Origin of the sequence: Cupriavidus gilardii, assembly GCF_008801915.1 — a bacterium.
Taxonomy (GTDB): domain Bacteria; phylum Pseudomonadota; class Gammaproteobacteria; order Burkholderiales; family Burkholderiaceae; genus Cupriavidus; species Cupriavidus gilardii.
In genome coordinates this window covers 1-26,177 of sequence record NZ_VZOV01000025.1, presented here as the reverse complement: position 1 = coordinate 26,177, position 26,177 = coordinate 1, and the positions used below count along the sequence as shown (strand labels likewise).

The 26,177-nt window shown below is 64.9% G+C and carries 27 protein-coding genes and 2 tRNA genes; 23 read left to right on the top strand and 6 right to left on the bottom strand.

Going from position 1 to position 26,177, the window contains the following annotated elements; all coding sequences use genetic code 11:
* Positions 1 to 83 precede the first annotated feature (83 nt).
* The 5 genes from F7Q96_RS22140 (at position 84) to F7Q96_RS22120 (ending at position 4,777) form a co-directional block, all read left to right on the top strand.
* Positions 84 to 869: an SDR family oxidoreductase gene (locus F7Q96_RS22140; protein WP_053821564.1), complete on the top strand. Its 786-nt coding sequence runs from the start codon at positions 84 to 86 to the stop codon at positions 867 to 869.
* Between the two features lie 387 nt (positions 870 to 1,256).
* Positions 1,257 to 1,862 (top strand): TRAP transporter small permease, encoded by a 606-nt coding sequence (locus F7Q96_RS22135; RefSeq protein ID WP_053823055.1) that lies wholly within the window; start codon positions 1,257 to 1,259, stop codon positions 1,860 to 1,862.
* Positions 1,859 to 3,163 (top strand): TRAP transporter large permease, encoded by a 1,305-nt coding sequence (locus F7Q96_RS22130; protein ID WP_170265977.1) that lies wholly within the window; start codon positions 1,859 to 1,861, stop codon positions 3,161 to 3,163. The genes F7Q96_RS22135 and F7Q96_RS22130 overlap by 4 nt, the downstream gene beginning before the upstream one ends.
* A gap of 83 nt (positions 3,164 to 3,246) precedes the next feature.
* A complete protein-coding gene (locus F7Q96_RS22125; protein ID WP_151023300.1) occupies positions 3,247 to 4,275 on the top strand; it encodes a DctP family TRAP transporter solute-binding subunit in 1,029 nt (342 codons plus the stop codon).
* Between the two features lie 100 nt (positions 4,276 to 4,375).
* Positions 4,376 to 4,777, top strand: a complete 402-nt coding sequence (locus F7Q96_RS22120; RefSeq protein WP_053821565.1) for an acyl-CoA thioesterase — start codon at positions 4,376 to 4,378, stop codon at positions 4,775 to 4,777.
* 79 nt (positions 4,778 to 4,856) lie between these two features.
* Here F7Q96_RS22120 and F7Q96_RS22115 read toward each other — a convergent pair whose 3' ends face one another.
* Positions 4,857 to 5,402 carry a PAS and helix-turn-helix domain-containing protein gene (locus tag F7Q96_RS22115; protein ID WP_006575476.1) on the bottom strand — a complete coding sequence of 182 codons (546 nt, stop codon included), beginning with the start codon at positions 5,400 to 5,402 and terminating at the stop codon, positions 4,857 to 4,859.
* 173 nt (positions 5,403 to 5,575) lie between these two features.
* Between F7Q96_RS22115 and F7Q96_RS22110 the strand changes: the two genes are divergently transcribed.
* Together F7Q96_RS22110 and F7Q96_RS22105 are read left to right on the top strand one after the other, a co-directional pair.
* Positions 5,576 to 6,277 carry a CoA transferase subunit A gene (locus F7Q96_RS22110; RefSeq protein WP_053821566.1) on the top strand — a complete coding sequence of 234 codons (702 nt, stop codon included), beginning with the start codon at positions 5,576 to 5,578 and terminating at the stop codon, positions 6,275 to 6,277.
* Between the two features lie 18 nt (positions 6,278 to 6,295).
* Positions 6,296 to 6,934: a CoA transferase subunit B gene (locus F7Q96_RS22105; protein WP_006575475.1), complete on the top strand. Its 639-nt coding sequence runs from the start codon at positions 6,296 to 6,298 to the stop codon at positions 6,932 to 6,934.
* Positions 6,935 to 7,040: 106 nt separating this feature from the next.
* On the opposite strand, the gene F7Q96_RS22100 is transcribed toward F7Q96_RS22105, so the two are convergent.
* Both F7Q96_RS22100 and F7Q96_RS22095 read right to left on the bottom strand, forming a co-directional pair.
* A complete protein-coding gene (locus F7Q96_RS22100; RefSeq protein ID WP_053821567.1) occupies positions 7,041 to 7,541 on the bottom strand; it encodes a DUF411 domain-containing protein in 501 nt (166 codons plus the stop codon).
* Positions 7,542 to 7,561: 20 nt separating this feature from the next.
* Positions 7,562 to 8,338: a 3-hydroxybutyrate dehydrogenase gene (locus F7Q96_RS22095; RefSeq protein WP_053821568.1), complete on the bottom strand. Its 777-nt coding sequence runs from the start codon at positions 8,336 to 8,338 to the stop codon at positions 7,562 to 7,564.
* Positions 8,339 to 8,543: 205 nt separating this feature from the next.
* Between F7Q96_RS22095 and F7Q96_RS22090 the strand changes: the two genes are divergently transcribed.
* The 13 genes from F7Q96_RS22090 to F7Q96_RS22030 all read left to right on the top strand — a co-directional run bounded on the left by F7Q96_RS22090 (position 8,544) and on the right by F7Q96_RS22030 (position 20,796).
* Complete coding sequence (locus F7Q96_RS22090) at positions 8,544 to 9,434, top strand: alpha/beta fold hydrolase (protein WP_053821569.1); 891 nt, start codon at positions 8,544 to 8,546, stop codon at positions 9,432 to 9,434.
* A 53-nt stretch (positions 9,435 to 9,487) separates the two neighbouring features.
* Positions 9,488 to 9,850, top strand: coding sequence for a RidA family protein (locus F7Q96_RS22085; protein WP_151023298.1), 363 nt, complete (start codon positions 9,488 to 9,490; stop codon positions 9,848 to 9,850).
* Positions 9,851 to 9,940: 90 nt separating this feature from the next.
* Entirely contained in the window at positions 9,941 to 12,169 is a 2,229-nt protein-coding gene (locus F7Q96_RS22080; RefSeq protein WP_053821570.1) for a RelA/SpoT family protein, read from the top strand.
* Between the two features lie 21 nt (positions 12,170 to 12,190).
* Positions 12,191 to 12,267 (top strand) — tRNA-Val (locus F7Q96_RS22075).
* 328 nt (positions 12,268 to 12,595) lie between these two features.
* Positions 12,596 to 14,503: a threonine--tRNA ligase gene (thrS, locus tag F7Q96_RS22070; RefSeq protein WP_151023296.1), complete on the top strand. Its 1,908-nt coding sequence runs from the start codon at positions 12,596 to 12,598 to the stop codon at positions 14,501 to 14,503.
* A gap of 41 nt (positions 14,504 to 14,544) precedes the next feature.
* Positions 14,545 to 15,066: a translation initiation factor IF-3 gene (infC, locus tag F7Q96_RS22065; protein WP_082371427.1), complete on the top strand. Its 522-nt coding sequence runs from the start codon at positions 14,545 to 14,547 to the stop codon at positions 15,064 to 15,066.
* 161 nt (positions 15,067 to 15,227) lie between these two features.
* Positions 15,228 to 15,425: a 50S ribosomal protein L35 gene (rpmI, locus tag F7Q96_RS22060; protein WP_006575466.1), complete on the top strand. Its 198-nt coding sequence runs from the start codon at positions 15,228 to 15,230 to the stop codon at positions 15,423 to 15,425.
* 28 nt (positions 15,426 to 15,453) lie between these two features.
* Positions 15,454 to 15,810, top strand: coding sequence for a 50S ribosomal protein L20 (rplT, locus tag F7Q96_RS22055; protein WP_006575465.1), 357 nt, complete (start codon positions 15,454 to 15,456; stop codon positions 15,808 to 15,810).
* Positions 15,811 to 15,987: 177 nt separating this feature from the next.
* Positions 15,988 to 17,025 carry a phenylalanine--tRNA ligase subunit alpha gene (gene pheS / locus F7Q96_RS22050; protein WP_170265979.1) on the top strand — a complete coding sequence of 346 codons (1,038 nt, stop codon included), beginning with the start codon at positions 15,988 to 15,990 and terminating at the stop codon, positions 17,023 to 17,025.
* A gap of 120 nt (positions 17,026 to 17,145) precedes the next feature.
* A complete protein-coding gene (gene pheT / locus F7Q96_RS22045) occupies positions 17,146 to 19,593 on the top strand; it encodes a phenylalanine--tRNA ligase subunit beta (RefSeq protein ID WP_053821572.1) in 2,448 nt (815 codons plus the stop codon).
* A gap of 61 nt (positions 19,594 to 19,654) precedes the next feature.
* Positions 19,655 to 20,071 carry an integration host factor subunit alpha gene (locus F7Q96_RS22040; protein WP_023265013.1) on the top strand — a complete coding sequence of 139 codons (417 nt, stop codon included), beginning with the start codon at positions 19,655 to 19,657 and terminating at the stop codon, positions 20,069 to 20,071.
* 146 nt (positions 20,072 to 20,217) lie between these two features.
* A complete protein-coding gene (locus tag F7Q96_RS22035; protein WP_053821573.1) occupies positions 20,218 to 20,661 on the top strand; it encodes a MerR family transcriptional regulator in 444 nt (147 codons plus the stop codon).
* Between the two features lie 58 nt (positions 20,662 to 20,719).
* Positions 20,720 to 20,796: transfer RNA gene (locus F7Q96_RS22030), tRNA-Pro, on the top strand.
* Between the two features lie 197 nt (positions 20,797 to 20,993).
* Here the strand turns inward: F7Q96_RS22030 and F7Q96_RS22025 are convergent.
* From F7Q96_RS22025 to F7Q96_RS22015, 3 genes are all read right to left on the bottom strand, one after another.
* Positions 20,994 to 21,260, bottom strand: a complete 267-nt coding sequence (locus F7Q96_RS22025) for a hypothetical protein (RefSeq protein ID WP_053821574.1) — start codon at positions 21,258 to 21,260, stop codon at positions 20,994 to 20,996.
* A 264-nt stretch (positions 21,261 to 21,524) separates the two neighbouring features.
* A complete protein-coding gene (locus tag F7Q96_RS22020) occupies positions 21,525 to 21,677 on the bottom strand; it encodes a DUF4224 domain-containing protein (RefSeq protein ID WP_082371428.1) in 153 nt (50 codons plus the stop codon).
* A 22-nt stretch (positions 21,678 to 21,699) separates the two neighbouring features.
* Entirely contained in the window at positions 21,700 to 22,038 is a 339-nt protein-coding gene (locus F7Q96_RS22015) for a hypothetical protein (RefSeq protein ID WP_053821575.1), read from the bottom strand.
* 638 nt (positions 22,039 to 22,676) lie between these two features.
* Between F7Q96_RS22015 and F7Q96_RS22010 the strand changes: the two genes are divergently transcribed.
* From F7Q96_RS22010 to F7Q96_RS22000, 3 genes are all read left to right on the top strand, one after another.
* Positions 22,677 to 23,072, top strand: a complete 396-nt coding sequence (locus tag F7Q96_RS22010) for a hypothetical protein (RefSeq protein WP_144425762.1) — start codon at positions 22,677 to 22,679, stop codon at positions 23,070 to 23,072.
* Positions 23,073 to 23,364: 292 nt separating this feature from the next.
* On the top strand, positions 23,365 to 24,078 hold the full coding sequence (locus F7Q96_RS22005; RefSeq protein WP_144425763.1) for a hypothetical protein: 714 nt from the start codon (positions 23,365 to 23,367) through the stop codon (positions 24,076 to 24,078).
* A gap of 458 nt (positions 24,079 to 24,536) precedes the next feature.
* Positions 24,537 to 25,922 (top strand): radical SAM protein, encoded by a 1,386-nt coding sequence (locus F7Q96_RS22000; RefSeq protein ID WP_151023294.1) that lies wholly within the window; start codon positions 24,537 to 24,539, stop codon positions 25,920 to 25,922.
* Positions 25,923 to 26,177: the final 255 nt, after the last annotated feature.

Sequence of the window (26,177 nt, the reverse complement as noted above, 5' to 3'; positions counted from 1 at the left end):
CTGCCCGCGTTCCCGTCAAACGAGGGCAGCCATCGAACGCGATCGCCGGCGCTGTCGGCGCGCGTTCCACTGCAGAGGTCCATATGGGTTTGTCGATCAATCTGGAAGGCAAGGTCGCGATGGTGACCGGCGCGTCGAGCGGGCTGGGCATGCGCTTCGCGCAGGTGCTGGCGGCCGCGGGCGCCAAGGTCGTGCTGGCCTCCCGCCGCGCCGAGCGGCTCAAGGAACTGCGCGCGGCGATCGAGGCCGATGGCGGCAGCGCGCACGTAGTGCGGCTCGACGTGACCGACCCGGACAGCATTCGCGCCGCGGTGGCGCATGCCGAGACCGAGGCCGGGGCGATCGATATCGTCGTCAACAACTCGGGCGTGTCGACCACGCAGCGGCTGACCGATGTCACCGCCGAGGACTTCGACTTCGTCTTCGACACCAATACCCGCGGCGCCTTCTTTGTCGCGCAGGAAGTGGCCAAGCGGATGATCGCGCGGTCCAAGGGCGCCGAGCGCAACGGCACGCCGCTGCCGCAGTCGCGCATCATCAATATCGCCTCGGTGGCGGGCCTGAAGGTGCTGTCGCAGATCGGCGTCTACTGCATGAGCAAGGCCGCGGTGGTCCACATGACCAAGGCGATGGCGCTCGAATGGGCCCGCTATGGCATCAACGTCAATGCGATCTGCCCGGGCTATATCGACACCGATATCAACCACCATCATTGGGACACCGATGCCGGCCAGAAGCTGATCCAGCTGCTGCCGCGCAAGCGGCTAGGCAAGCCCGAGGATCTCGATGGGCTGTTGCTGCTGCTGGCTTCGGACCAGTCGCAGTTCATCAACGGCGCCGTGATCACCGCCGACGACGGTATGGTATAAAGCCAGCCGCGCGCGCCGCCGATACCGACTTCATCCGCGAGTCGGCGAGCGCGACCCACGGCGATCGCCTGTGCCTGCCGCCCGCCAGAAGCGGGGCGGGCCATTCAGCCCGGGGCTTATCCGGTCCCCTCGGGCGCCAGCGCCGACGCCTGGCCACCTGCATGCCGCTGCCATTGCCTAGGGTATTGGAGGTGTCCGCCCATCGCCAGTGTGGGCATAATTCGCTGGTGCCGATTCCGTAAGCCTTTAATTAGCCGCGCCCTGCGGCCACGCGGCGGCGGCGTCGGCAAGAAAAGAACGCATTCGCAAAAAGTACGCCGCCAAGGCGTCATGCAGCAGCTGCCGCGGTCCCGCAGGGCACGGCAGACCGGACCGGAGGCCGGGGAGATGGAGCAGCAAGAGCAGGCACGGCGCGACGCCGCGCCACAGCACGCGGTCGATTCGGCGTTGATCACCGAACCCGTGGACCAGGCAGCGGATGCCGAATTCCGCATCAGCCCCCGCATCGAAGACTGGATCGGCATCGTCGTGATGATGCTGCTGGTGGTCATCACCTTCGCCAACGTCGTCGTGCGCTATCTGACCGACGAGTCGTTCGCCTGGACCGAGGAGTTCTCGGTGTTCCTGATGATCGTGCTGGCGCTGGTCGGCGGCAGCGCCGCGGTCGCGCGGGACCGGCACATCCGCATCGAATTCTTCTTCGAGCGCGGCAGCATCGCGCGGCAGCACCGGCTGGCCGTCGTGTCGGCGCTGGCGGTGGCGGTCATGTTCGTCGCGCTGGCGGTGCTCGGCGCGCGTATCACCTGGGATGAATACACCTATGGCGAGACCTCGCCCGGCATCGGCGTGCCCAGCTGGTGGTACTCGGTCTGGCTGCCGGTGCTGTCGGCCTGCATCGCGCTGCGCGCGCTGGCGCTGGCGGGCCGCAACCTGCGCGCGCTGAAGGCGCTGCACGCGCAGCGCCGGCAGGACGGCGGGGAGCGCCAGCCATGACGCTGATCGCCATCGTGCTGTTTGCCGTCTTCATCGTGCTGATGCTGCTCGGCGTGCCGATCGGCGTCGCGCTGGGCCTCGGTGGCCTCGCCGCGATCGGGCTGTCCAATCTGGACACGCAGATGTTCGGCCTGCTGGCGGTGCCGCAGAACTTCTACGCGGGGCTCGCCAAGTATCCGCTGCTGGCGATTCCGATGTTCGTGCTGGTTGGCTCGATCTTCGACCGCTCCGGCGTCGCGCAGCGGCTCGTCACGCTGGCGATCGCGGTGGTCGGCCGCGGCCCCGGCATGCTGCCGCTGGTGGCGATCCTGGTGGCGATGTTCCTGGGCGGGATTTCGGGCTCGGGGCCGGCCAATGCCGCCGCCGTCGGCGGCGTGATGATCGCCGCGATGTCGCGCGCCGGCTATCCGGGCTCGTTCAGCGCCGCCGTGGTCGGCGCGGCCGCCGCCACCGACATCCTGATTCCGCCGTCGGTCGCCTTCATCGTCTACAGCGTGCTGGTGCCCGGCGCCTCGGTGCCGGCGCTGTTCGCCGCGGGCATGATTCCCGGCGTGCTGGCCGGCATCGCGCTGATCGTGCCGGCGGTCTGGCTGGCGCGCAAGCACCGGATGGGCGCGGCCGAGGCCTCGCTGCCGCGGCCGCCGTTCTGGCGCAGCCTGCGCGAGGCGGCCTGGGGGCTGTTCGCCCCGGTGCTGATCCTGGGCGGCATGCGCGCGGGCTGGTTCACGCCGACCGAGGCCGCGGTGGTGGCGGTGGTCTACGGCCTGTTCGTCGGCATGGTGGTCTACCGCTCGATCGGCCTGCGCGACCTGTACGTGATCTTCCGCGAGGCCGCCGAGACTTCGTCGGTGATCCTGCTGGTGGTGGCGCTGGCCGGCATCTTCGCTTACGCGCTGTCGACGCTGGGCGTGATCGACCCGCTCGCGCAGGCGATCGCCAATTCGGGCGTCGGAGAATACGGCGTGCTGGCGCTGATCGTGCTGCTGCTGATCACGGTCGGCATGTTCCTCGACGGCATCTCGATCTTCCTGATCTTCGTGCCGCTGCTGCTGCCGATCGCCAATGCGTTCAACTGGGACCCGGTGTGGTTCGGCGTGGTGCTGACGCTGAAGGTCGCGCTCGGCCAGTTCACGCCGCCGCTCGCGGTGAACCTGATGGTATCTTGCCGGATCGCCCGCGTGCGGATGGAGGAGACCGTGCCGTGGGTGGTGTGGATGCTGCTGGCGATGTTCGGCGCGATGCTGCTGGTGCTGGCGTTCCCGCCGCTGGCGACGTGGCTGCCGGCGCGGCTCGGCTATTGAGGTCCGGGGTGCGTGTGCCCCGGCCCCGTATTTTCTGCTTGATCTTCAGTCCAAATAACGATTCCCGAGAGGAGAACTGACTCATGAAACGCCGTGTCCTGATGCTGTCGATGGCCGCCACCATCGCCGCCGCCGCGCTCGCGCCCGCCGGTGCGATGGCGCAGACCTACAAGTCCGAATACAAGATGTCGCTGGTGCTCGGCCCGGCCTTCCCGTGGGGCAAGGGCGGCGAGATCTGGGCCGATCTGGTCCGCCAGCGCACCAACGGCCGCATCAATATCAAGCTCTATCCGGGCACCTCGCTGGTGGCCGGCGACCAGACCCGCGAATTCTCGGCGATTCGCCAGGGCGTGATCGACATGGCGATCGGCTCGACCATCAACTGGTCGCCGCAGGTGCGCGAGCTGAACCTGTTCTCGCTGCCGTTCCTGATGCCCGACTACAAGGCGCTCGATGCGCTGACGCAAGGCGAGGTCGGCAAGCACCTGTTCGCCACGCTCGAGAAGGCCGGCGTGGTGCCGCTGGCCTGGGGCGAAAACGGCTTCCGCGAGGTGTCGAACTCCAAGCGCGAGATCCGCAAGCCCGAAGACCTGAAGGGCCTGAAGCTGCGGGTCGTCGGCTCGCCGCTGTATATCGACACGTTCAACGCGCTGGGCGCCAACCCGACGCAGATGAGCTGGGCCGACGCGCAGCCGGCGATGGCTTCGGGCGCGGTGGACGGCCAGGAGAACCCGCAGTCGGTGTTCGCCGCCGCCAAGCTGTACACGGTCGGCCAGAAGTTCGTGACGACCTGGGGCTATGTCGCCGACCCGCTGATCTTCGTCGTCAACAAGCAGATCTGGGAAAGCTGGACGCCGGCCGACCGCGAGATCGTCAGGCAGGCGGCGATCGATGCCGGCAAGCAGGAAGTCGCGCTGGCCCGCAAGGGGCTGGCCGAGCCGGGCGCGCCGGCCTGGAAGGAGATGGAGGCGCACGGCGTCAAGGTCACGCACCTGAGCCCCGCCGAGCACGACGCCTTCCGCAAGGCCACCGCCAAGGTCTACGACAAGTGGAAGAAGCAGATCGGCGCCGACCTGGTCGGCAAGGCCGAGGCGGCCATCGCCAAGCGCTGATTTCTGCGCGAGCCCGGCGTGAAGCGTTCCCGCGCCTGCCCGCGCGGGAACGCCCATCCGGCCCGATCCCGAACCACACGGCAACCTCGAACCATACGCGATGAAACACGTCTTCACGCTGCGCATGCCGATCCGCTGGGGCGACATGGACGCGATGGGCCATGTCAACAACACCGTCTATTTCCGCTACCTGGAGCAGGCGCGCATCTCGTGGTTCGAATCGTTGGGCTGCAACGGCCGCGACGAGAACGGCCAGGGCCCGGTGATCGTCAACGCCCATATGAATTTCCGGCGCCAGCTGCGCTATCCGGGCGACATCGAATGCCGCGTCTACGCCGGCGAACTGGGCCGCAGCAGCTTCGAGACGCGGGCGGAAATCCGCCGCTGCGACGACGCGGACACCGTGTTCGCCGATGGCGGCGCCAAGGTGGTCTGGTGCGACTACGAGGCGGAGAAATCGGTGCCGCTGCCGGCGGCGATCCGGGAATTGCTGGAAGGCTGAGGGTTTGCGCCCCTTTCTCGTGTGCGGAGAGTGGCCGGGAGAGGGGCGGGAGAGTGGCGACTTGGGTGGGCCGCAACGGTCAATGATTGACCAGCCGCTGCACCAGATCGACCGCGGTATGCGCGCCGTATTTCTTCATCAGCCGCGCCCGGTAGATATCGACGGTGCGCGGGCTGATCGATAGCGACTTGCCGATCTGCTTGCTGGTCTTGCCCTCGACCAGCTGGGCCGCGATATCGCGCTCGCGCGCGGTCAGCTGCGCGGTCACCGGGCGCTTCTGCGACAGGTCCTCGAAGCTCCAGATGCCGGCCCCGAGCGGCTGCTGCCGGTCCAGCGCGCGGCCGGTGACATGGCACCAGAACAGTTCCCCGTTGGCCCGCTTCATGATCCGTTCGTCGGAATAGAGCCCGCGCGCGTTCATGATCGGCACGATGCGGGCGCCGGTGCGCTCGAACTCGTCGGCGGTCGGATACAGTACCTGGAACGACTGGCCGATCAGCGCCTCCCGCGTCGTGCCGAAGATGCGGCAGACCTCGTCGTTGCAGTCCTCGATCCTGCGCTCGCGCGACAGCACGAGGCCGACCGGCGCCAGCTGGAAGGCGGTCTGATAGTCGATGGCAGGCATTGTCCTTATGTATTTCTACGTACTGGCGTCCGCTGCGGGGCTTGCGTATCCTTTGGAGCGCTGTCGACGGCCGGCGCCCGGGTCCCGCCCGGCGCGGCCGTAGCGATTGTAACGTTACCCGCGGGCGGCGTCGCCGCCTCGTCCGGGAACATCATCGAGGAAGGAGAGACGATATGAACAAGGTCTACGCCAGCGCCGCCGAGGCGCTTGCCGGCGTGGTCCGCGATGGACAGACCATCGCGGTCGGCGGCTTCGGCCTGTGCGGCATCCCCGAGGCCCTGATCGCGGCGTTGCGCGACAGCGGCGCGAAAGGGCTGACCTGCATCTCGAACAATGCCGGCGTCGATGGCTTCGGCCTGGGCCTGCTGCTGGCCACGCGGCAGATCCGCAAGATGATCTCGTCGTATGTCGGCGAGAACAAGGAGTTCGAACGCCAGTACCTGGCCGGCGAACTCGAGCTCGAATTCACGCCGCAGGGCACGCTGGCCGAGAAGCTGCGCGCCGGCGGCGCCGGCATCCCGGCCTTCTTCACGAAGACCGGCGTCGGCACCATCGTCGCCGAAGGCAAGGAGATCCGCGAATTCGACGGCGAGCAATACGTGATGGAGCGCTCCCTGACCGCCGACGTCGCGCTGGTCAAGGCGTACAAGGCCGACAAGGCCGGCAACCTGATCTACCGCCGCACCGCGCGCAACTTCAACCCGATGTGCGCGATGGCGGGCAAGGTCACCATCGCCGAGGTCGAGCAGATCGTCGAGATCGGCGAGCTCGATCCGGACGAGGTCCACACCCCGGGCATCTTCGTGCAGCGCATCGTGCTGAATGCCCATCCCGAGAAACGCATCGAGCAGCGCACCGTGCGTGCCGCGGCCTGACGATCAAGGAGACAGATCATGGCATGGACACGTGATGAAATGGCGGCGCGCGCCGCGCGCGAACTGCAGGACGGCTTCTATGTGAACCTGGGCATCGGCCTGCCGACGCTGGTGGCCAACCATGTGCCGCCGGGCGTCGAGGTGTGGCTGCAGTCCGAGAACGGCCTGCTGGGCATCGGCCCGTTCCCGACCGAGGAAGAGGTCGACGCCGACATGATCAATGCCGGCAAGCAGACCGTGACCACGCTGCCGGGCTCGTCGATCTTCTCGTCGGCGGACTCGTTCGCGATGATCCGCGGCGGCCATATCAACCTGGCCATCCTCGGCGCGATGCAGGTCAGCCAGAAGGGCGACCTGGCCAACTGGATGATCCCCGGCAAGATGGTCAAGGGCATGGGCGGCGCGATGGACCTGGTGGCCGGCGTCGGCCGCGTGGTGGTGCTGATGGAACATACCGCCAAGAAGAAGGACGGCAGCGAGGACCTGAAGATCCTGGAGGCCTGCACGCTGCCGCTGACCGGCGTGGGCGTGGTCGACCAGATCATCACCGACCTGGGCGTGATGGATGTCACGCCGCAAGGTCTGAAGCTGGTCGAGACCGCACCGGGCGTCAGCCGCGAGGAGATCCAGAGCAAGACCGGCGTGCCGCTGCTGTAAGGCGGGCGCGGTCGCCTGGCGCAACGTAAAACCCCGCCTCGATGGAGGCGGGGTTTTTTATTGACCAGGGCGCCGGTCAGCGCCGCTCACCGCCGGTCAGCGCCGGTCAGCGCGCCACGGCGGAAGCGGGATAGCGCGCGAAAACCGACGCGCCGCCGTCGGCCCGCACCAGCAGCACCGAATACGGATCGACACGCGATCCCTGCTCCATGCCGGGCGAGCCGACCGGCATGCCTGGCACGGCAAGCCCGACCGCCTTCGGTTTGCCTGCCAGCAGCTTGCGGATCTCGGCGGCCGGCACATGGCCCTCGATCGCATAGCCGCCGACGACGCCGGTATGGCAGGAACCGAAGCGCTCCGGCATGCCCAGGCGCGCGCGGTGCACGCCGGTGTCCTGGACGTCGTGCACCTTGACCTCGAAGCCATGCTCGCGCAGATGCGCGACCCAGCCATCGCAGCAACCGCACAGCGGGCTCTTGTAGACCTCGATCGGGGTGCCGGTGGCCGAGGCCTTCGCCGCCGGGGTTGCGGCCCCGGCGAGCGGCAGCAGGCCGGCCGACAGCGTAGCGCCTGCAAGCAGGCCCTTCAGGACTTCTCTTCGCTTCATCGTCTTTGCTGAGCACGCCATCACTGCGCGACCCAGCCTCCATCCATGTTCCAGATCGCGCCGCGCACCTGGCGCGCGGCGTCGCTTGCCAGGAAGACCGCCAGCGCGCCGAGCTCGTCCGGCGTGACGAACTGCCCCGAGGGCTGCTTCTCCAGCACCAGCTCGCGCTTGGCCTGCTCGATGGGGATGCCCTCGCGCTCGGCACGGGCTTCGACCTGCTTCTGCACCAGCGGCGTCAGCACCCAGCCCGGGCAGATCGCGTTGGCGGTGACGCCGGTCTGCGCGGTCTCCAGCGCGGTGACCTTGGTCAGGCCGACGATGCCATGCTTGGCGGCGACATAGGCGGACTTCTGCGCCGAGGCAACCAGTCCGTGGGTCGACGCGACGTTGATCACGCGCCCCCAGTCCTTGCGCTTCATGCCGGGCAGCGCGAGCCGCGTGGTGTGGAAGGCCGAGGTCAGGTTGATCGCGATGATCGCGTCCCAGCGCTCGATCGGGAAGTCCTCGATATTGGCCACATGCTGGATGCCGGCGTTATTGACCAGGATATCGACGCCGCCGAACTCGCTGTCGGCATAGCGCATCATGTCCTCGATCTCGGCGGCCTTGCTCATGTCGGCGCCGTGATAGCCGACGCGGATGCCGCTGCCGGCCTGCTCGATCTGGCGCCTGGCGCCGTCCACATCGCCGAAACCGTTGACGATCAGATGCGCGCCTTGCGCCGCCAGCGCCTGGGCGATGCCCAGACCGATTCCGCTGGTCGAACCGGTCACCAGCGCCGTCTTGCCCTTCAGCATATGAGCCTCCGTGGAGAAATGGGATGGCAATGCGCCGTGCCGCCGCGGCACGGCCGTCGTTGCTGTCGCATTGTAGCGCTGGCGTACAATCGGGCTTTGCCCAGCCGGCGCCGCCCCGCGGCGTCATGCGCGACGCTCATGTGTCGCGGTTACCGTCGCGCGCCATTGCCGCGCCTTATTCGCGTTCCTCGCGTAGGGAGTCAAGATGTCAGCCAGTCCGCGCCTCGGCTTCGTGCAGTGCATCAGCCCCGCTGGCCTGCACCGCATGGCGTACCACGAGTGGGGCGACCCAAGCAATCCGCGCGTGCTGATGTGCGTGCACGGCCTGACGCGCACCGGCCGCGATTTCGATGAGGCCGCGCGCGCGTTCAGCGGCGAATATCGCGTGGTCTGTCCCGACGTGGTCGGCCGCGGGCGTTCCGACTGGCTCGCCGATCCGCGCCGCTACATCGTGCCGCAGTACGTCTCGGACATGGTGACGCTGATCGCGCGACTGAACGTCGAGCAGGTGGACTGGTTCGGCACCTCGATGGGCGGACTGATCGGCATGGGGCTGGCCGCGTTGCCGAAGAGTCCGGTGCGCAAGCTGCTGCTCAACGACGTGGGCCCGCGCATCGCGGCCTCGGCGCTGGAGCGGATCGGCTCCTATCTGGGGCTGCCGGTCCGCTTCAAGACCTTCGAGGAGGGGCTGGCGTATCTGCAGACCATCAGTGCGTCGTTCGGCCGCCATACGCCGGAGCAGTGGCGCGAATTGAATGGCGCGATCCTGAAGCCGGTGCAGGGCGCGGAAGGGCTGGAATGGGGCCTGCACTACGATCCCGCGCTGGCGGTGCCGTTCCGCGAGACCACGCCCGAGATGGCCGCGGCCGGCGAGGCGACGATGTGGCGCATGTTCGAGGCGATTCCGGTGCCGGTGCTGGTGGTGCGCGGCGCGCAGTCCGACCTGCTGACGCGCGAAACTGTCGCCGAGATGGTGTCGCGCGGCAAGCAGGTGCGTTCGGTCGAGGTGCCGGACGTGGGCCATGCGCCGACCTTCGTCGATCCGGCGCAGATCGCCATTGCGCGAGAATTCTTCATCGGCACGGCAGGGGCCTGAGCCCCTTGCCGCGCCAGTCAACCCAGAGCAGCGCAGGCTGCCTTCATAGAACGATGAGCACGACCGAACTGAAACGCGCCAATGTGGGCAAACGCCTTTCCGAATATGCCGTCTACAACGGCGTGGTCTACGTGGCCGGCCAGGTGCCCGAGGTCGATCCCGACGCCGATATCCGCGGCCAGACCCGCGAGGTGCTCGGCCATATCGACCGACTGCTGGCCGAGGCCGGCAGCGACAAGACGCGCATCCTGTCGTGCCAGATCTTCCTGACCGACATCGCCGATATCGGCGCGATGAACGAGGTCTGGGACGAATGGGTGCCGCAGGGCAATACGCCGCCGCGCGCGACGGTCGAAGCGAAGCTGGCCAATCCGAAGTATCGGATCGAAGTGGTGGTCACCGCGGCGCTGAATTGAGCCGGAACGCGTATTGGTTCGAATGGCGTTGAAGGTGCGTTGAGGGTGCATTGAAGGTAGGTTGAAAGGTGCAGCAGGGGAAGTGGTGACATGGTGACGTCCACCGACGCGGCCGGGCAGATCGCCGGTACGCCGGACGCGGGCCTGGTCGAGCAGGCGCTGGCGTACGCTCGCGAGCATGGCCAGGCGGTAGCGCTGCCCACCGGCGAGAGCGTGCTGTCGCATGCCGAGGGGATGCTGCGCATTCTCGACGGCCTGCGCATCGACGACGCCGCGCGCGCCGCGGCCTGCCTGTTCCCGGTGGCGGCCTTCGTCCCGGACACCGAAGCCGAGATCCCCGAACGCTTCGGCGACGAGGTCACCCGCCTGGTCAAGGACGTGCGCCAGCTGCTGCGCATTGGCGCGATCGCCGTCAATCGCGGCGATGCCGTCGAGGCGCCGTCCTCGCGCAACGAGGCGCAGGCGCGCCACGAGCAGGTCGAGGCGCTGCGCAAGATGCTGCTGGCCTTCGCCCAGGACATCCGCGTCGTGCTGGTGCGTCTGGCCTCGCGGCTGCAGACGCTGCGCTGGCTGGCACAGACCAAGAACGCGCCGCTGCCCGGCGTGGCGCGGGAAACGCTGGACATCTACGCGCCGCTGGCCAACCGGCTCGGCATCTGGCAGATGAAGTGGGAGCTGGAAGACCTGGCCTTCCGCTTCGAACAGCCGGACACCTACAAGCGCATCGCGCGGCTGCTCGACGAGAAGCGCATCGAGCGCGAGGGCTACATCTCGCAGGCGATCGAACGGCTGCAGCGCGAGCTGGCCGCGGCCGGCATCCGCGCCGAGGTCAGCGGCCGGCCCAAGCACATCTACAGCATCTGGAAGAAGATGCGCGGCAAGGATCTCGACTTCGCCGATCTGTACGATGTGCGCGCCTTCCGCGTGATCGTCGACGACATCAAGGACTGCTACGCGGTGCTCGGCATCGTGCACCACGTGTGGCAACCGATTCCGCGCGAGTTCGACGACTACATCTCCCGCCCCAAGGCCAACGGCTACAAGTCGCTGCACACGGTGGTGATCGGCGACGATGGGCGCGCCTTCGAGGTGCAGATCCGCACGCACGAGATGCACCACTTCGCCGAGTACGGCGTGGCCGCGCACTGGCGCTACAAGGAGGCCGGCGGCAAGGGCTACAGTGGGCAGTTCGCCGCCAACGAGAGCTACGACGAGAAGATCGCCTGGCTGCGGCAGTTGTTGGCGTGGAAGGACGATGCCGACCACACGGTGGCGCACGACGAGTCGCCGTGGGAGCAGCTCAAGCATGCGGCGATCGATGACCACATCTACGTGCTGACGCCGCAGGCGCGCGTGGTGGCGCTGCCGCAGGGCGCGACGCCGGTCGACTTCGCCTACTACCTGCATACCGACCTCGGCCATCGCTGCCGCGGCGCGCGCGTGGACGGCGCGATGGTGCCGCTGAACACGCCGCTGAAGAACGGCCAGACGGTGGAGATTGTCGCGGTCAAGCAGGGCGGGCCCTCGCGCGACTGGCTCAATGCGGACCTCGGCTACCTGGTCAGCTCGCGGGCGCGCGCCAAGGTGCGCGCGTGGTTCAACGCGCTCGATTCGCAGGAGACCATCGCTCAGGGCCGCGTGCTGATCGACAAGACGCTGCAGCGCGAGGGCAAGACCGCGGTCAATCTGGACGTGCTGGCGACGCGGCTGGGCTTCAAGACGCCGGACGAACTGTATGCGGCGGTGGCCAAGGAAGAATTCAGCCTGCGCCACGTCGAGCAGGCGCTGCGCCATCCGGAAGGCGAGGCGGCGCCGCAGGTCAGCGAGGAGGAGGCGGTCACCAAGAAGAGCCGCGCCACCAGCGTCGCCCGCGGCGCCAAGAGCGGCGTGCTGGTGGTCGGCGTCGATTCGCTGATGACGCAGATGTCGCGCTGCTGCAAGCCGGCGCCGCCCGACGACATCGTCGGCTTCGTCACGCGCGGACGCGGCGTGTCGATCCACCGGCGCCACTGCCATACCTTCCAGCAGCTCGCGGCGCGCGCGCCCGAGCGGATCATCCAGACCGAGTGGGGCAAGAAGAGCGACGCGGTCTATCCGGTGGCGATCCACGTCGAGGCGATCGACCGCCAGGGGCTGCTGCGCGATATCTCCGAGGTCTTGTCGCGCGAGAAGATCAACGTCACCGGGGTCAAGACGCTGAGCAGCAAGGGCGTGGCACGGATGCAGTTCACCGCCGAGGTGGCGGAGGCGACGCAGTTGCAGCGCGCGCTCGGTCTGATCGAAGAGGTGTCCGGGGTGTTGCAGGCTCAAAGAAAGTGATGCTATACTTGCGGCTTCGCTAGGCTCGTAGCTCAGCTGGTTAGAGCACCACCTTGACATGGTGGGGGTCGTTGGTTCGAGTCCAATCGAGCCTACCAACGAATTGCAGTACCGAAGACAGCAGTACCCAGACATTTCACCGAAGGATATCCAGACGCCATGGTTATGACACCGCGAACTACTACCGCTGACAAGCGACAGTAGGTCGAGGTGCGTCTTCGTCCCAGGTCGCCCGGAACATCGGGTCGATCGATTGGGTGAAATTATGAAAAACGCGGCCTTGGCCGCGTTTTTTTTCGTCTGTCGCCTGCCAGCACCCTGATAAGCTGCCGGTCGCCCGGTCCCGTGCGGGGCGGCCAGTCGAGAACTATTCATCCGCCCCGAGGCCACGATCGTTGCCGGCGGATTCCCTGTAAGAGGTCCAAGATGATCGCAATCACGCTGCCGGATGGCTCCCGCCGCGAGTTCCCCGAACCCGTCACGGTCGCCCAGGTCGCGCAGAGCATCGGTGCCGGCCTGGCCAAGGCCGCGCTGGCCGGCAAGGTCGACGGCAACCTGGTCGATACCAGCTATCTGATCGATCGCGATGCCTCGCTGGCCATTGTCACGGACAAGGATCCGGAGGGCGTCGAGGTCATTCGCCACTCGACGGCCCACCTGCTGGCCTATGCGGTCAAGTCGCTCTATCCCGACGCGCAGGTCACGATCGGCCCGGTGATCGAGAACGGCTTCTACTACGACTTCGCCTACAAGCGTCCCTTCACGCCGGAAGACCTGGCCGCCATCGAGAAGAAGATGGCCGAGCTGGCGAAGAAGGACGAAAAGGTGTCGCGCGAGGTCTGGGATCGCGACGAGGCGGTCAAGCTGTTCGAGTCGATGGGCGAGAAGTACAAGGCCGAGATCATCGCGTCGATTCCGGCCGGCGAGGAAATCGGCCTGTATCGCGAGGGCGAGTTCGTCGACCTGTGCCGCGGCCCGCACGTGCCGTCCACGGGCAAGCTGAAGGTATTCAAGCTAATGAAGGTGGCCGGCGCCTACTGGCGCGGCGATGCCAACAACGAGATGCTGCAGCGGATCTACGGCACGGCCTGGGCCCGCAAGGAAGACCAGGACGCCTACCTGCACATGCTCGAGGAGGCTGAGAAGCGCGACCACCGCAAGCTCGGCAAGCTGCTGGACCTGTTCCATCTGCAGGAAGAGGCGCCCGGCATGGTGTTCTGGCACCCGAAGGGCTGGCAGATCTGGCAGGCGGTCGAGCAGTACATGCGTGGCCGGCTGACGGAGGCCGGCTACAGCGAAGTACGCACGCCGCAGGTGATGGACCGTTCGCTGTGGGAGAAGTCCGGCCACTGGCAGAACTACAAGGAAAACATGTTCGTCACGGAGTCGGAGAAGCGCGACTACGCGATCAAGCCGATGAACTGCCCCGGCCATGTGCAGATCTTCAATCACGGCCTGCGCTCGTATCGCGACCTGCCGCTGCGGCTGGCCGAGTTCGGCTCCTGCCACCGCAACGAGCCGTCCGGCGCGCTGCACGGCCTGATGCGCGTGCGCGGCTTCGTTCAGGATGATGCCCACATCTTCTGCACGGAAGAGCAGATCGTCGCCGAGGCCAAGGCCTTCAACGACCTGGCGTTCTCGGTCTACGACGACTTTGGCTTCAAGGACGTCGCCGTCAAGCTGTCGCTTCGTCCCGAGCAGCGTGCCGGTTCGGACGCGGTCTGGGACCACGCCGAAGAGGGGCTGCGGATGGCGCTGCGCGCCTGCGGTGTGCAGTGGGAGGAACTGCCGGGCGAGGGCGCCTTCTACGGCCCGAAGGTCGAATACCACATCAAGGACGCGATCGGCCGTTCGTGGCAGTGCGGCACGCTGCAGCTGGATCTGGTGCTGCCCGAGCGGCTGGATGCCGAGTTCGTCTCCGAGGACAATTCCCGCAAGCGTCCCGTGATGCTGCACCGGGCGATCCTGGGCTCGTTCGAGCGCTTCCTGGGCATCCTGCTGGAGAACCACGCCGGCGCGCTGCCCGCCTGGCTGGCCCCGGAGCAGGTCGTGGTGATGAATATTGCGGATTCGCAGGCGGAATATGCGGAAAACGTCGTGCAACTGCTGCAAAAACAAGGGTTTAGGGCCAAGGCGGATTTGCGTAACGAGAAAATTACGTATAAAATCCGCGAGCACTCGCTCCAGAAGGTGCCGTACCTGATCGTGGTCGGCGACAAGGAGCGGGACGCCAATCAAGTGGCCGTGCGTGCCCGTGGCAACGTGGATCTGGGTGTGATGCCCGTCTCCGCGTTCGTGGAGCGTCTGAACAACGACGTCGCCACCAAAGCCTGATGGGAGCACGGCTTGTTTTTTTCTTCTTGAGGTAACGGAACATCGCTACGGACAAAGGTCATCGCATCAACCGCGAGATCAGCGCGCCCGAAGTGCGCCTGGTAGGGGTTGATAACGAGCAGCTGGGCATCGTCAAATTCATGGACGCACTGCGCCAGGCGGAAGACAAGGACTTGGATCTGGTGGAGATCGCGCCCAACGCGTCTCCTCCCGTGGTTCGCATCATGGACTACGGCAAGTTCAAGTACGAGGAAGCCAAGCGTGCCCACGAGGCCAAGCTGAAGCAGAAGATCATCCAGGTCAAGGAAGTCAAATTCCGCCCGGGCACGGATGATGGCGACTATAACGTCAAGCTGCGCAATCTGAAGCGATTCCTGGAAGACGGCGACAAGACCAAGATCACGTTGCGTTTCCGTGGTCGCGAGATGGCCCACCAGGAAATCGGCGCGCGCATGCTCGAGCGGCTCAAGAGCGACCTGGAGGAGTTCGGCCAGGTCGAGCAGATGCCGAAGATGGAAGGCCGCCAGATGGTCATGGTGCTGGCGCCCAAGAAGAAAAAGTAAGCCGGGTTTTGCGTGGCGTGCGGACGCCTGCTGTGCGTCCGGACGACACGCGAACACAGCGCGGGCCGCTTGCGGCGCCGTGCAAAACAAGTGGATGCGGGTCTTGCAAGCGTCGGCGTCAGCCGTCCACCTGCATGCATGTCATAGAGCTGGAGTTTTTCATGCCGAAGATGAAGACCAAGAAGAGCGCTTCCAAGCGCTTTACTGCGCGTCCGAACGGTTCGTTCAAGCGTGGCCAGGCCTTCAAGCGTCACATCCTGACGAAGAAGACCACCAAGAACAAGCGTCAACTGCGTGGCACTCAGGACGTCCATGAGACGAACCTGAAGTCCGTTCGCGCGATGATGCCCTACGCCTAACCCCTGACGAAAACGAAAGGAGAGTTTCATGCCTCGAGTCAAACGTGGGGTCACCGCACGGGCCCGCCACAAGAAAGTCATTGACGCTGCCAAGGGTTACCGCGGCCGTCGCAATAATGTCTATCGCATCGCCAAGCAGGCGGTCATGCGTGCTGGCCAGTACGCATACCGCGATCGTCGCAACAAGAAGCGCGTGTTCCGCGCCCTCTGGATTGCACGTATCAACGCGGCGACGCGTGAGCATGGCATGACCTACAGCGTGTTCATGAACGGTCTGAAGAAGGCCTCGATTGAGCTGGACCGCAAGGTGCTGTCGGACATGGCGATTCACGACAAGCCTGCCTTTGCCGCCATCGTCAACCAGGTGAAAGCCGCCGTTGCCTGATGCCGGTTCCGGTCGCGCAAGCTGCCGGGCGCATGCACCGACCGCAAGGTCGAAAGCGGCCTCCGCCAAGGGGTCGCCGAAACGGGGCTCCCAATCGAGTCCCGTTTTTTTTTGCCGGTCCCGCCGCGTGCGGGGCCCAGAGCCATACACCATTCATCGCCGACCACCGCCATGTCACTGGATCCGGACCAAATCGTCGCCGACGCGCAGGCCGCCTTCGCCGCCGCCAACGACAACGCCACGCTGGAAAACGAGAAAGCGCGCTTTCTCGGCAAGACCGGCGCGCTGACCGAGCTGCTCAAGGGCCTCGGCAAACTGGACCCGGAGGCCCGCAAGGAGCAGGGCGCCCGCATCAACCAGGCCAAGCAGCAGGTCGAGGCCGCGCTGCAGGCGCGCCGCCAGGCGCTGGCCGACGCGTTGATGAACGCGCGGCTGGCGGCCGAGGCGATCGATGTCACGCTGCCCGGACGCGCCGTCGCGCGCGGCAGCCTGCATCCGGTGATGCGCACCTGGGAGCGCGTCGAGCAGATCTTCGGCTCGATCGGCTTCGATGTCGCCGACGGTCCCGAGATCGAGACCGACTGGATGAATTTCACGGCATTGAACAACCCGGACAACCACCCGGCGCGTTCGATGCAGGACACGTTCTATGTCGACGGCCGCGACAGCGAAGACAAGCTGCTGCTGTTGCGCACGCATACCAGCCCGATGCAGGTCCGCTATGCGCGCATGCACGTCGAGAAGTACCGCGGCAAGGCGATGCCGCCGATCAAGGTGATCTGCCCGGGCCGCACCTATCGCGTCGACAGCGACGCGACCCATTCGCCGATGTTCAACCAGGTCGAAGGCTTGTGGATCGGCGAGAGCGTCAGCTTCGCCGACCTGAAGGGCGTCTATACCGATTTCCTGCGCAAGTTCTTCGAGCGCGACGATATCCAGGTGCGCTTCCGTCCGTCGTACTTTCCGTTCACCGAGCCGTCGGCCGAGATCGACATGGCCTTCGAGGAGGGCAAGAATGCGGGCCGCTGGCTGGAGATCTCCGGCTCGGGCCAGGTGCACCCGAACGTCATGCGCAACATGGGGCTGGACCCCGAGCGCTATATCGGCTTCGCGTTCGGCTCGGGGCTGGAGCGGCTGACGATGCTGCGCTATGGCATCAATGACCTGCGCCTGTTCTTCGAAGGCGACGTGCGTTTCCTGCGCCAGTTTGCGTGAAGGCCCGGGCGCGTGATTTCACCGCGCCTTGCCTGCCTGCCCGAACGGCCGTAGCGTCATCGTCGAACCCTGGCGGCGCCGTGCCGCCGCCCACAGCATACCCACCGGATCAGTAGCGCCATGCAATTCTCGGAATCCTGGCTTCGTACCTTCGTCAATCCCGACAATCTGACCACCGACGCGCTTTCGCACCGCCTGACCATGGCAGGGCTGGAAGTCGAGGAGGTCGGGCCGGTCGCGCCGCCGTTCGACAAGATCGTAGTCGCCCGCGTGCTGGCCACCGAGCGTCATCCGAACGCCGATCGTCTCAACGTCTGCCAGGTCGACGCCGGCACCGGCGAGACGCTGCAGATCGTCTGCGGCGCGCCCAACGTCAAGCCGGGCATCCTGGTGCCGTGCGCGCTGGTGGGCGCCGTGCTGCCGCCGACCGAAGCCGGCGGCAAGCCGTTCGAGATCAAGGTTGGCAAGCTGCGTGGCGTCGGCAGCTACGGCATGCTGTGCTCGGCGCGCGAACTGAAGCTGTCCGAGGACCATGAAGGCTTGCTGATCCTGCCCGAGGACGCTCCGGTCGGCGAGAACATCCGCCGCTACCTGGATCTCGACGACCAGGTCTTCGTGATCAAGCTGACGCCGAACAAGGCCGATTGCCTGTCGATCCACGGCGTCGCGCGCGAGGTCGCCGCATTGACCGGCGCGCCGCTGACGCTGCCGGCGATGGAACCGGTGGCGGTCACCATCGATGACCGCCTGCCGGTCAAGATTTCCGCGCCCGACCTGTGCGGCCGCTTCAGCGGCCGCGTGATCCGCGGCGTCAATGCGCGTGCCGCGACGCCGGCGTGGATGGTGCAGCGGCTCGAGCGCGCCGGCCAGCGCAGCATCTCGGCGCTGGTCGACATCTCGAACTACGTGATGCTCGAACTGGGCCGTCCGTCGCACGTGTTCGATCTCGACAAGATCCACGGTGGCCTCGACGTGCGCTGGGGCCGCAAGGGCGAGCAACTGAAGCTGCTGAACGGCAATACCGTCGAGGTCGACGAGACCGTCGGCGTGATCGCCGACGACAAGGAGATCGAGAGCCTGGCCGGCATCATGGGCGGCGACAGCACCGCCGTGACGCTGGACACGACCAATATCTACCTGGAGGCCGCGTTCTGGTGGCCGCAGGCGATCCAGGGCCGCGCGCGCCGCTACAACTTCTCGACCGATGCCGCGCATCGCTTCGAGCGCGGTGTCGACTATGCGACCACGGTCGAGCATATCGAGCGCATCACCGCGCTGATCCTGCAGATCTGTGGCGGCCAGGCCGGCCCCGTCGACGATCAGGCGGTCAATCTGCCGCAGCGTCCGCCGGTGCGCCTGCGTGTCGCGCGCGCCGAGCGCGTGCTGGGCATCGCGCTGAATCCCGCCGACATCGCCGACGTGTTTCAGCGGCTGGGCCTGCCTTTCGCGCAGAGCGAGGGCGCCGAAGGCACCGTTTTTGAGGTCACGCCGCCGAGCTATCGCTTCGATCTGGAAATCGAAGAAGACCTGATCGAGGAAGTCGCCCGAATCTACGGCTTCGAGCGGATTCCGGCCCGGCCGCCGGTCGCCGAGAGCGAGATGCGCCCGACCGGCGAGGCGCGCCGCTCGACCCATGCGGTGCGCCATGCCGTCGCCGCCCGCGACTATCAGGAGGTGATCAACTTCGCCTTCGTCGAGGAGAAGTGGGAGCGCGATTTCGCCGCCAACGACAACCCGATCCGTCTGCTGAACCCGATCGCCAGCCAACTGGCCGTGATGCGTTCGACGCTGATCGGCGGCCTGCTCGACAAGGTCCGCTACAACCTGAACCGCAAGGCCGCACGCGTGCGCCTGTTCGAAGTCGGCCGCGTGTTCCTGCGCAATGCCGCTACCGCCGATGGCGGCCTGACGGTCGCAGGCTACGATCAGCCGATGCGCGTGGCCGGCATCGCCTACGGCCCGGCCTTCGAAGAACAGTGGGGCGTGCCGACGCGGCCGGTCGATTTCTTCGACATCAAGGGCGATGTCGAAGCGCTGCTGCATCCGCGCCAGGCGCGCTTCGAACCGGTCTCGCATCCCGCACTGCACCCGGGTCGCGCGGCTACGGTACTGCTCGACGGCAAGCCGGTCGGCGTCATTGGCGAGCTGCATCCGCAGTGGCTGCAGGCATACGAGCTGAGCAACGCACCGGTGCTGTTCGAACTGGACCTGGATGCCGTGCGCGACATCGGTCTGCCTGGCTATGCCGAGATCTCCAAGTTCCCGGCTGCCGTGCGCGACCTGGCGCTGGTGGTCAAGCAGTCCGTGCGCGTGCAGGACCTGACCGACGCGATGCGCGCCGCGCTCGACAAGCAGGGTTTCGGACGCTATCTGCAGAGCCTCGTGCTGTTCGACGAGTTCCGCCCGAAGGCCGCTTCCGCAGCCATCGGCGCGGACGAGAAAAGCCTTGCCTTCCGCTTGACCTTGCAAGATACTGGGGCGACCCTCCAGGACGAGACCGTCGACAGCGCCGTGCGCTGCATGGTCGAAGCCGCCACCGCCGCCTTCGGCGCCCGGCTGCGCGGCTAGCCACAGCCCGAACCCTGAATGGGCCGCCCGGGCACCCGCATCCGGGCGGCAGACTGACGAGATGAACGACCAACACGCGACTCTGATGACCGCAGCAGCATTGGGCGAAGCTGACGACCGGCGCGCGGCTACGCAGCCGGAAGAAGCGCCGGAACCGCGCGTCACCGAGGTGCCTACCCTGACCAAGGCCGAACTTGCCGAGATGCTGTTCGACCAGGTCGGTCTCAACAAGCGGGAATCGAAGGACATGGTCGAAGCGTTCTTCGACGTGATCCGCGAAGCGTTGGAGCAGGGCGACAGCGTCAAGCTGTCCGGGTTCGGCAACTTTCAGTTGCGCGACAAGCCGCAGCGTCCCGGCCGCAACCCGAAGACCGGCGAGATCATCCCGATTACTGCCCGCCGCGTGGTGACCTTCCACGCCAGCCAGAAGCTCAAGAGCCTGGTCGAGGAACGCGCCGGGCTGGCGTCCAGCGACTGACCCACCGACGACAGTCGATTGCCGTAACGACCCGGTCCATTGCCGCTCCGGCGGCCAGTCTGTATGCTGCTGCTGCGCGCCGTGTCGGCGCGCGCCATCCCCCTCCAACCACCGCCGGCCTGGCCTGAAACCCGTCCGTCCATTGCATGTCGGATAAATCGAGCGAGCGCATCACGTTGCCGCCTATTCCCGCCAAGCGCTATTTCACCATCGGTGAAGTCAGCGAACTGTGCGCCGTCAAGCCACACGTGCTGCGCTATTGGGAACAGGAATTCACGCAACTCAAGCCCGTCAAGCGACGCGGCAATCGGCGCTACTACCAGCACCACGAAGTGCTGCTGATTCGCCGCATCCGCGAACTGCTGTACGAGCAAGGCTTCACCATCAACGGCGCGCGCAACCGGCTCGACGAAGGGCGGCATCACGCCGAACCGGCCATGCCCGAAGAGGCCGCGCCGCTGCCTCCGGCCAGCACCGGCATCGCGCCGTCCGCGTCCGTCTTGACTGTCGACGTCCCCGCGCTGCGCGCCGACCTGATCCAGGTGCAGCACGTGCTCGCGCAACTGAAGCAGATCGCCGCCAAGGGCTAAAAAATGCGCCCAACCGCCTATTCATTTCGGTGGGGCTTCTGATATACTCTTGTGCTTTCGGGGCGTAGCGCAGCCTGGTAGCGTACCTGCATGGGGTGCAGGTGGTCGGAGGTTCAAATCCTCTCGCCCCGACCAAATTGAAGCCCGCGTAATCGCAAGATTGCGCGGGCTTTTGCTTTTGGCACGGTAGTGGCCTGTCGACAGGTAGTTAGAAGGTTTCTAATTAGCCTGCTTGGCATAGCCAATCGGCGGATGCAGTCGGACGTTCGATGGCTATGAAATGGTCATGCGGCATGTAGGTAGCCTTGGGCTTCGGCTTCTTCACTCTGACCTCACGGCACGGGTTCGTGGCGACGTGACGGCTCAGGACGGCCCAGCTGAAGAACGTCGACGGCCATCCTTTCATGGCCGCTGCGTCGGCAGCTTGTCGCCCCAGTCCCCTTCGAGAAATCGGCGAAAGAAGCTGCGTCGACCTGCTGAATGGCGAATGCGTTGAAGGCCTTGCGAACGTCCTCGCCTCGGCGCTTCCACTCGTTCCGGAACGAGTCGGCGTACTTGCCTGCTTCCTGATCCATGTAGATCGCGACCAGGCGCGACATGGTGCCTCGACTTTCCACTTTTCCCCTGCGAGGCAATGAAGCATCGTCGTCTCGCACTCGTCGACGCGGGAAGGCGGAACCGTTTCCGGTCTGTCGGCCGCACCCAGTAGAAGCTCCCGCCCTTCGTGTAGAACCAGCGCGGCAATCCGTCGGCACGCGATCTCCTGCGGCCCTTCATGGAGCCCTCGGCAACCGTTGAAGAGCGGGGCGGTCGATCGCCTCGTCTGCGTGCGGCAGCACGCCGGCGCGCTTGGCCTGCAGCGCCTAGAAGACCGACCAACTCATGATGATCCGGCCGTCGGCCCGCTGGACCGGCGTGACGCCAAATTGCCGCTGGAACCACAGGATCTGCAGCTTGTGCCGCTTCAAGCCGGTCACGTCGCGCAGGTCCTGCTCGCTCATCAATCTGTTGTCCATTCCAATGCCTCTACCGCTGTCGTCACGGTTGATGAGCCGTCGCCTTTCCGATCGCACCGGCCAGCATCTCGGCCCCAGTCTCGTCGCACACAGCCAGCGCCTCGGCGATCTCCTGTTCAGTGGCGCCGGCCTGAGGCAGCGAGTCGTGGAGGGCCTGCCAGTCGGCGAAGGTCGGTGCCGGCGCGGTGGCAACCATCTGTTGTCCTGCACGCATGTTCCAGTTCATCCACGGGCACGAGGCGCCGCAGGTCTGGCACCGGATGACCTTGTATTGGTTCGGCGAGGGAAACACAGTCATCTCGACTTCGCTTTTCTCGCCGTCGTCGCCGCAGAAGGGGCATGCCAACCAGTCTTCGTGCATCGTTCAATGCTCCAAGGCCGTCGGCCCGCCGAAATTCAACCACCCAGACGAACGGATTGCATCCCAAGCGCCGGCGCCGTTGATGCGGCCCCGCAGCGCACGGAAGCCTTCGTAATGCGGGCACGAGCCTCCATCTGACGGGACAAGGATCGGCTCGGCGCCTGCAGTACTGCGTCCGCTTCGGTGATGGCCTAGAGCCGTTCAACGCGCACGCCGGTGATCTCCAGCACGAGGCGACATAGGGCACGCGGCATGTGGATGCTCGCTTCTAGGTGATGGCCCACGCGGGATGATTTCGAAACCTGCCGGCACGCAAGCGGGGTAGTCGGCCCGGTAGACGGTCGGGCCCGGATCCAGAGCCACCGGTTGGGTCCAGGTCTCGCGCACCCACAGGCGGTCGCCAGGCCGGCCGTAAGGGCAGGGCATGTTCGTCGTGGATCCGTAACGGTGTCGCGCGTCGGTAACGAACATCGGGACACCGTTGTACAGCCCGTCCGGCTGCACGGAGCTGCCCTGCGGCTTGACCATCCGGCGGTCTGCGTCTTCCGCCGTCGAGAATGGCGCACCAAGGCGCCGGGAAAGAGGATGGGGCGTTCTTTCGTCATGCTAGCCTTCATATTTTCTTGCCGGGGAAGCACATGACTTCAGACGAGCTTCGTCTTGCCGCCGAGGATGCGCGGCGGCACTGGAACAGTCTCGACACTGCGCTGATTGAAGCCATTAAGGCATGTCTTGTTTTGAATGGCGGTTCTGCTGTGGCCACACTGGGGCTGCTCCAAGCTGTCCTCACGCGTGGGCCAAATAGCACCTTCAAGTGGTGCGCATTGCTTGCCGTGCTAATTTTCCTAGTGGGGACGTTTTGCGTCGTTACGGCATTTGGCCACCGATCCTCAGTATTCCGTTCGATCCTGGTGGGCGACAAGGACACGGCAGTACAACGCGACATCAAATCGACCCTGTGGATTGCGGCGGCAATGGCCGCGTTTATTGGCGGTTGTTTCGTTGTCGGGCTCGGAATCGCGTTGGCACTGTAGGTCATGCCGCTACTCCCATGCGTTGCCTAGCTTCCTTAGCTGACCAGCTTGTCAAATCCCTGGCCCTGTCGCTGTGCCGACCGCGGCCGTCCGCGATAACGACACGTCGGCCGCATCGACCGCCTTTGTCCAGTCGTCCGTCAATGGCCGCCTTTCGAAGTCCGTTGCTGGCACGGGCACAGGCACGGTCACGTTGACGGCAACCTAGGCTGGCTATGCAATCCTGGAGTTCACCGGCGCCTTGACGGGCAACAGGACCGTGGTCGTTCCGACCGTCGCCGGCCGGTGGGTCGTGCTCAACAAGACGACTGGTGCGTTCTCGCTGACTGTCAAAACCGCCGCGGGTACCGGCATCGTGGTCGCGCAGGGGAAGAACACCGAACTGGTCTGCGACGGTACGAATGTCCTCGAGGCGAAGACCACTGCACCGACTGCCGCAGGAGGTAGCAACGATACGACCATCGCAACTACGGCTTTTGCGAACCGAACCGGCGGTGTAGTCGGCGGGATGCGGAACGCGAGCATGAGTATTGCTGCGGCAAGTTCAACGGCGACCTTCACCGCCGACGAAGTCGTAGTCACAACGGCTGTTGGAGGCGCCCCAATCCGTCTTGCCAACGTGAACAAGACGATCAACATAGCAACGACCGGTGCCGGCGGCATGGACACCGGGGCTTCTCCGGTTAGCACCTGGGTCGCGATCTATTTGATCTACAACCCTTCTACCGGCGCAAGCGCACTGCTGGGTTACAACACTGGGAGCAACGTTGCTCCTGAAGTCTATGGCGGCGCCAACATGCCGGTCGGATACACGGCATCGGCCGTGGTGAGCATCGTAGCGACGAATCCGAGCGGGCAGCTCAAGCCGTTCATTCAGAGGGATAGAAAGGTCGCATTCGCTGGAATTGGGGTGTTTAATTCGACGACTGATGCATCTTCGTTCCAGCCGATCAGCCTCTCTGGTGCAGTGCCGCCGGCGACGCGTCGATCACGGTTGGAGGAGTAACGAACTTTGCCTTTGCCTCTGATGCGACTGGCAAGGGGAATCAGACGTTTAACTCCTCCTGCGCAGCCGCATATGGTCACAGCTTGATTTGGACGGAAGTCCCGCTAGCAACGCAGCAGACGATATACATTTATCGGGTCGCTACGTTGAACGGCGCCGGTACTCGCCAGTACACCGCGTACTGCAGCAGCTACACCTTTTGAAAGGAATTCCCCCATGGCAACGATCCATGTCCAGTTTGCGGACGAAACTGAACAGACTATCGTCTCCTGTTTTCCTGTCTCCGCAGGATCCCAAACACTGGAATTTCCTAGGTGTGGTCGAAGCAACGGACCCTCGCTGGCACGCGTACTACATGGCGCTTCCGACGCATGTCAAACCATCCTGGCCGGCTCCTGCCTAGTCTCAGAGGGAACGAGATACAATGCGTGGCCTGACCCCACTGATTGGAAAACGACATGGAGTTCGTGCGAAAGCAGTATCGGCAGGCCAGAGGCGATGGTTTCGTTGGATTCCTTGATGATATTGGCATTGCGCAAACAGAAGGCGGGCCGGTTCTCCGCTTGCGCGGGTGGGCGAAGGTGGAGGCGGGCGCTGTCCGCAGCGTGAATTGTTATGACACAACGCTAGACGCCCTTTCTGGTCGGGTTGCTGAGTTCTTCGAACGGTCAGATTTGCCTGAAGGAGCGCTTGCATTTGAGAAGGACGTTGCACTTCTTCCAGGCGGATCGACTGAAGCGCATGACTATGGGATGTTGGTCGAGGCCGAGGATGGTAGGCTATTCCCGATCTATCACCATTCACCCAAGAACGTCCAAATTGAGCTTGACGGACGTTGCAATTTGCGTTGCGTTATCTGCCCTCAGGCTTTCGGGGTTCACTCCGGACCGCTTAGTTCTGAGGACCTGGAGCTTCTAAGGCCGATGCTGCTGCAGTGCGAATGCATCGAGATCAACCACCAAGGTGAAAGCCTGCTTAGTCCAAAACTTGGCGAGCTCTTGGACATGATTCCGCCGCACAAGTACATCGCTTTCAACACCAACGGAACAGCTCTGAAATCAAAGGTGGCTAGGCGTTTGCTGGAGAACTCGCCCCCGGTGCGAAACATCTCCATTTCGATTGACGCCCCATCTGAAGAGTCGTTCTACAAGGTCCGCGGCACTTCGTTAGCCACGATCATGAAGAACGTCATCGCGTTCAAAGAAGCTCGCGATGCAGCAGGTCTTCACTTCCCGCGGATTATGATCACATGTACCGTGATGAACGAGTTCATGGAGGAGGTTCATGGAGTCGTGGCGCACGCGGCAAAGCTCGATGGCATGTTCCGCTATTGGCCTTTGGTCGGGTCTGGGTTGCACGGAGGTGAATCCTGGGTAACCCCGTTTCATGGCACGACGTCAAACTTCAACTATGACGAACAGATACCCCGGGACGGTCGCCGTTGGCATGCGATGGCTCAACGGATCGCAGCGGAGGCTGAACGGCTCGGAGTTACTGTTGTGGATGCGTTCCAATACTCTTGGGGTGGAGAAGAAGACGGTGCATTCGCACCTATAAACAAGGAAGGTGTCAAAGATTGTCCTCTGATTCATCGGCAGCATTTCTTCAATGCGAACGGAAATGCGCAGATGTGCTGTGTCCAGACAGCTCCGTTGTTCAATTGGCGCGAAGTGGGACCGATGAACTTTGACCGGCATCCCGCTGTTATCGAGGCACGGAGCGATGCCATTCGCGGGATCATTCCGAAGGGCTGCTCAGGGGCGTCATGTTCCTATATCGCTGGGGAGCTTGCCCCTTCTGCGACAACCAAGCCGCTTACCTATATTGAGAGAAAGTTCATTTGAATGGATTCGGCGGCACGAAGCGAGTGAGGCAACAGACCGTACCGGTCGTCTGTCGTCCCAATTGACCGCCTCGCGAAGGCGGTGCCGAGGACGCGCCGCCCAATTCCGAGGGAATCTCGTATTTGATTGTAACCGCTAAATCCAGCACACCTTGTTGAGTCGAGCCGTTACCCAGTAACGTACGCAATACGGGACGTTACCGGGTAACCATGACGAAGGAGTGCAGGATGGCGCAGACGACAGCCCAGCGACAGG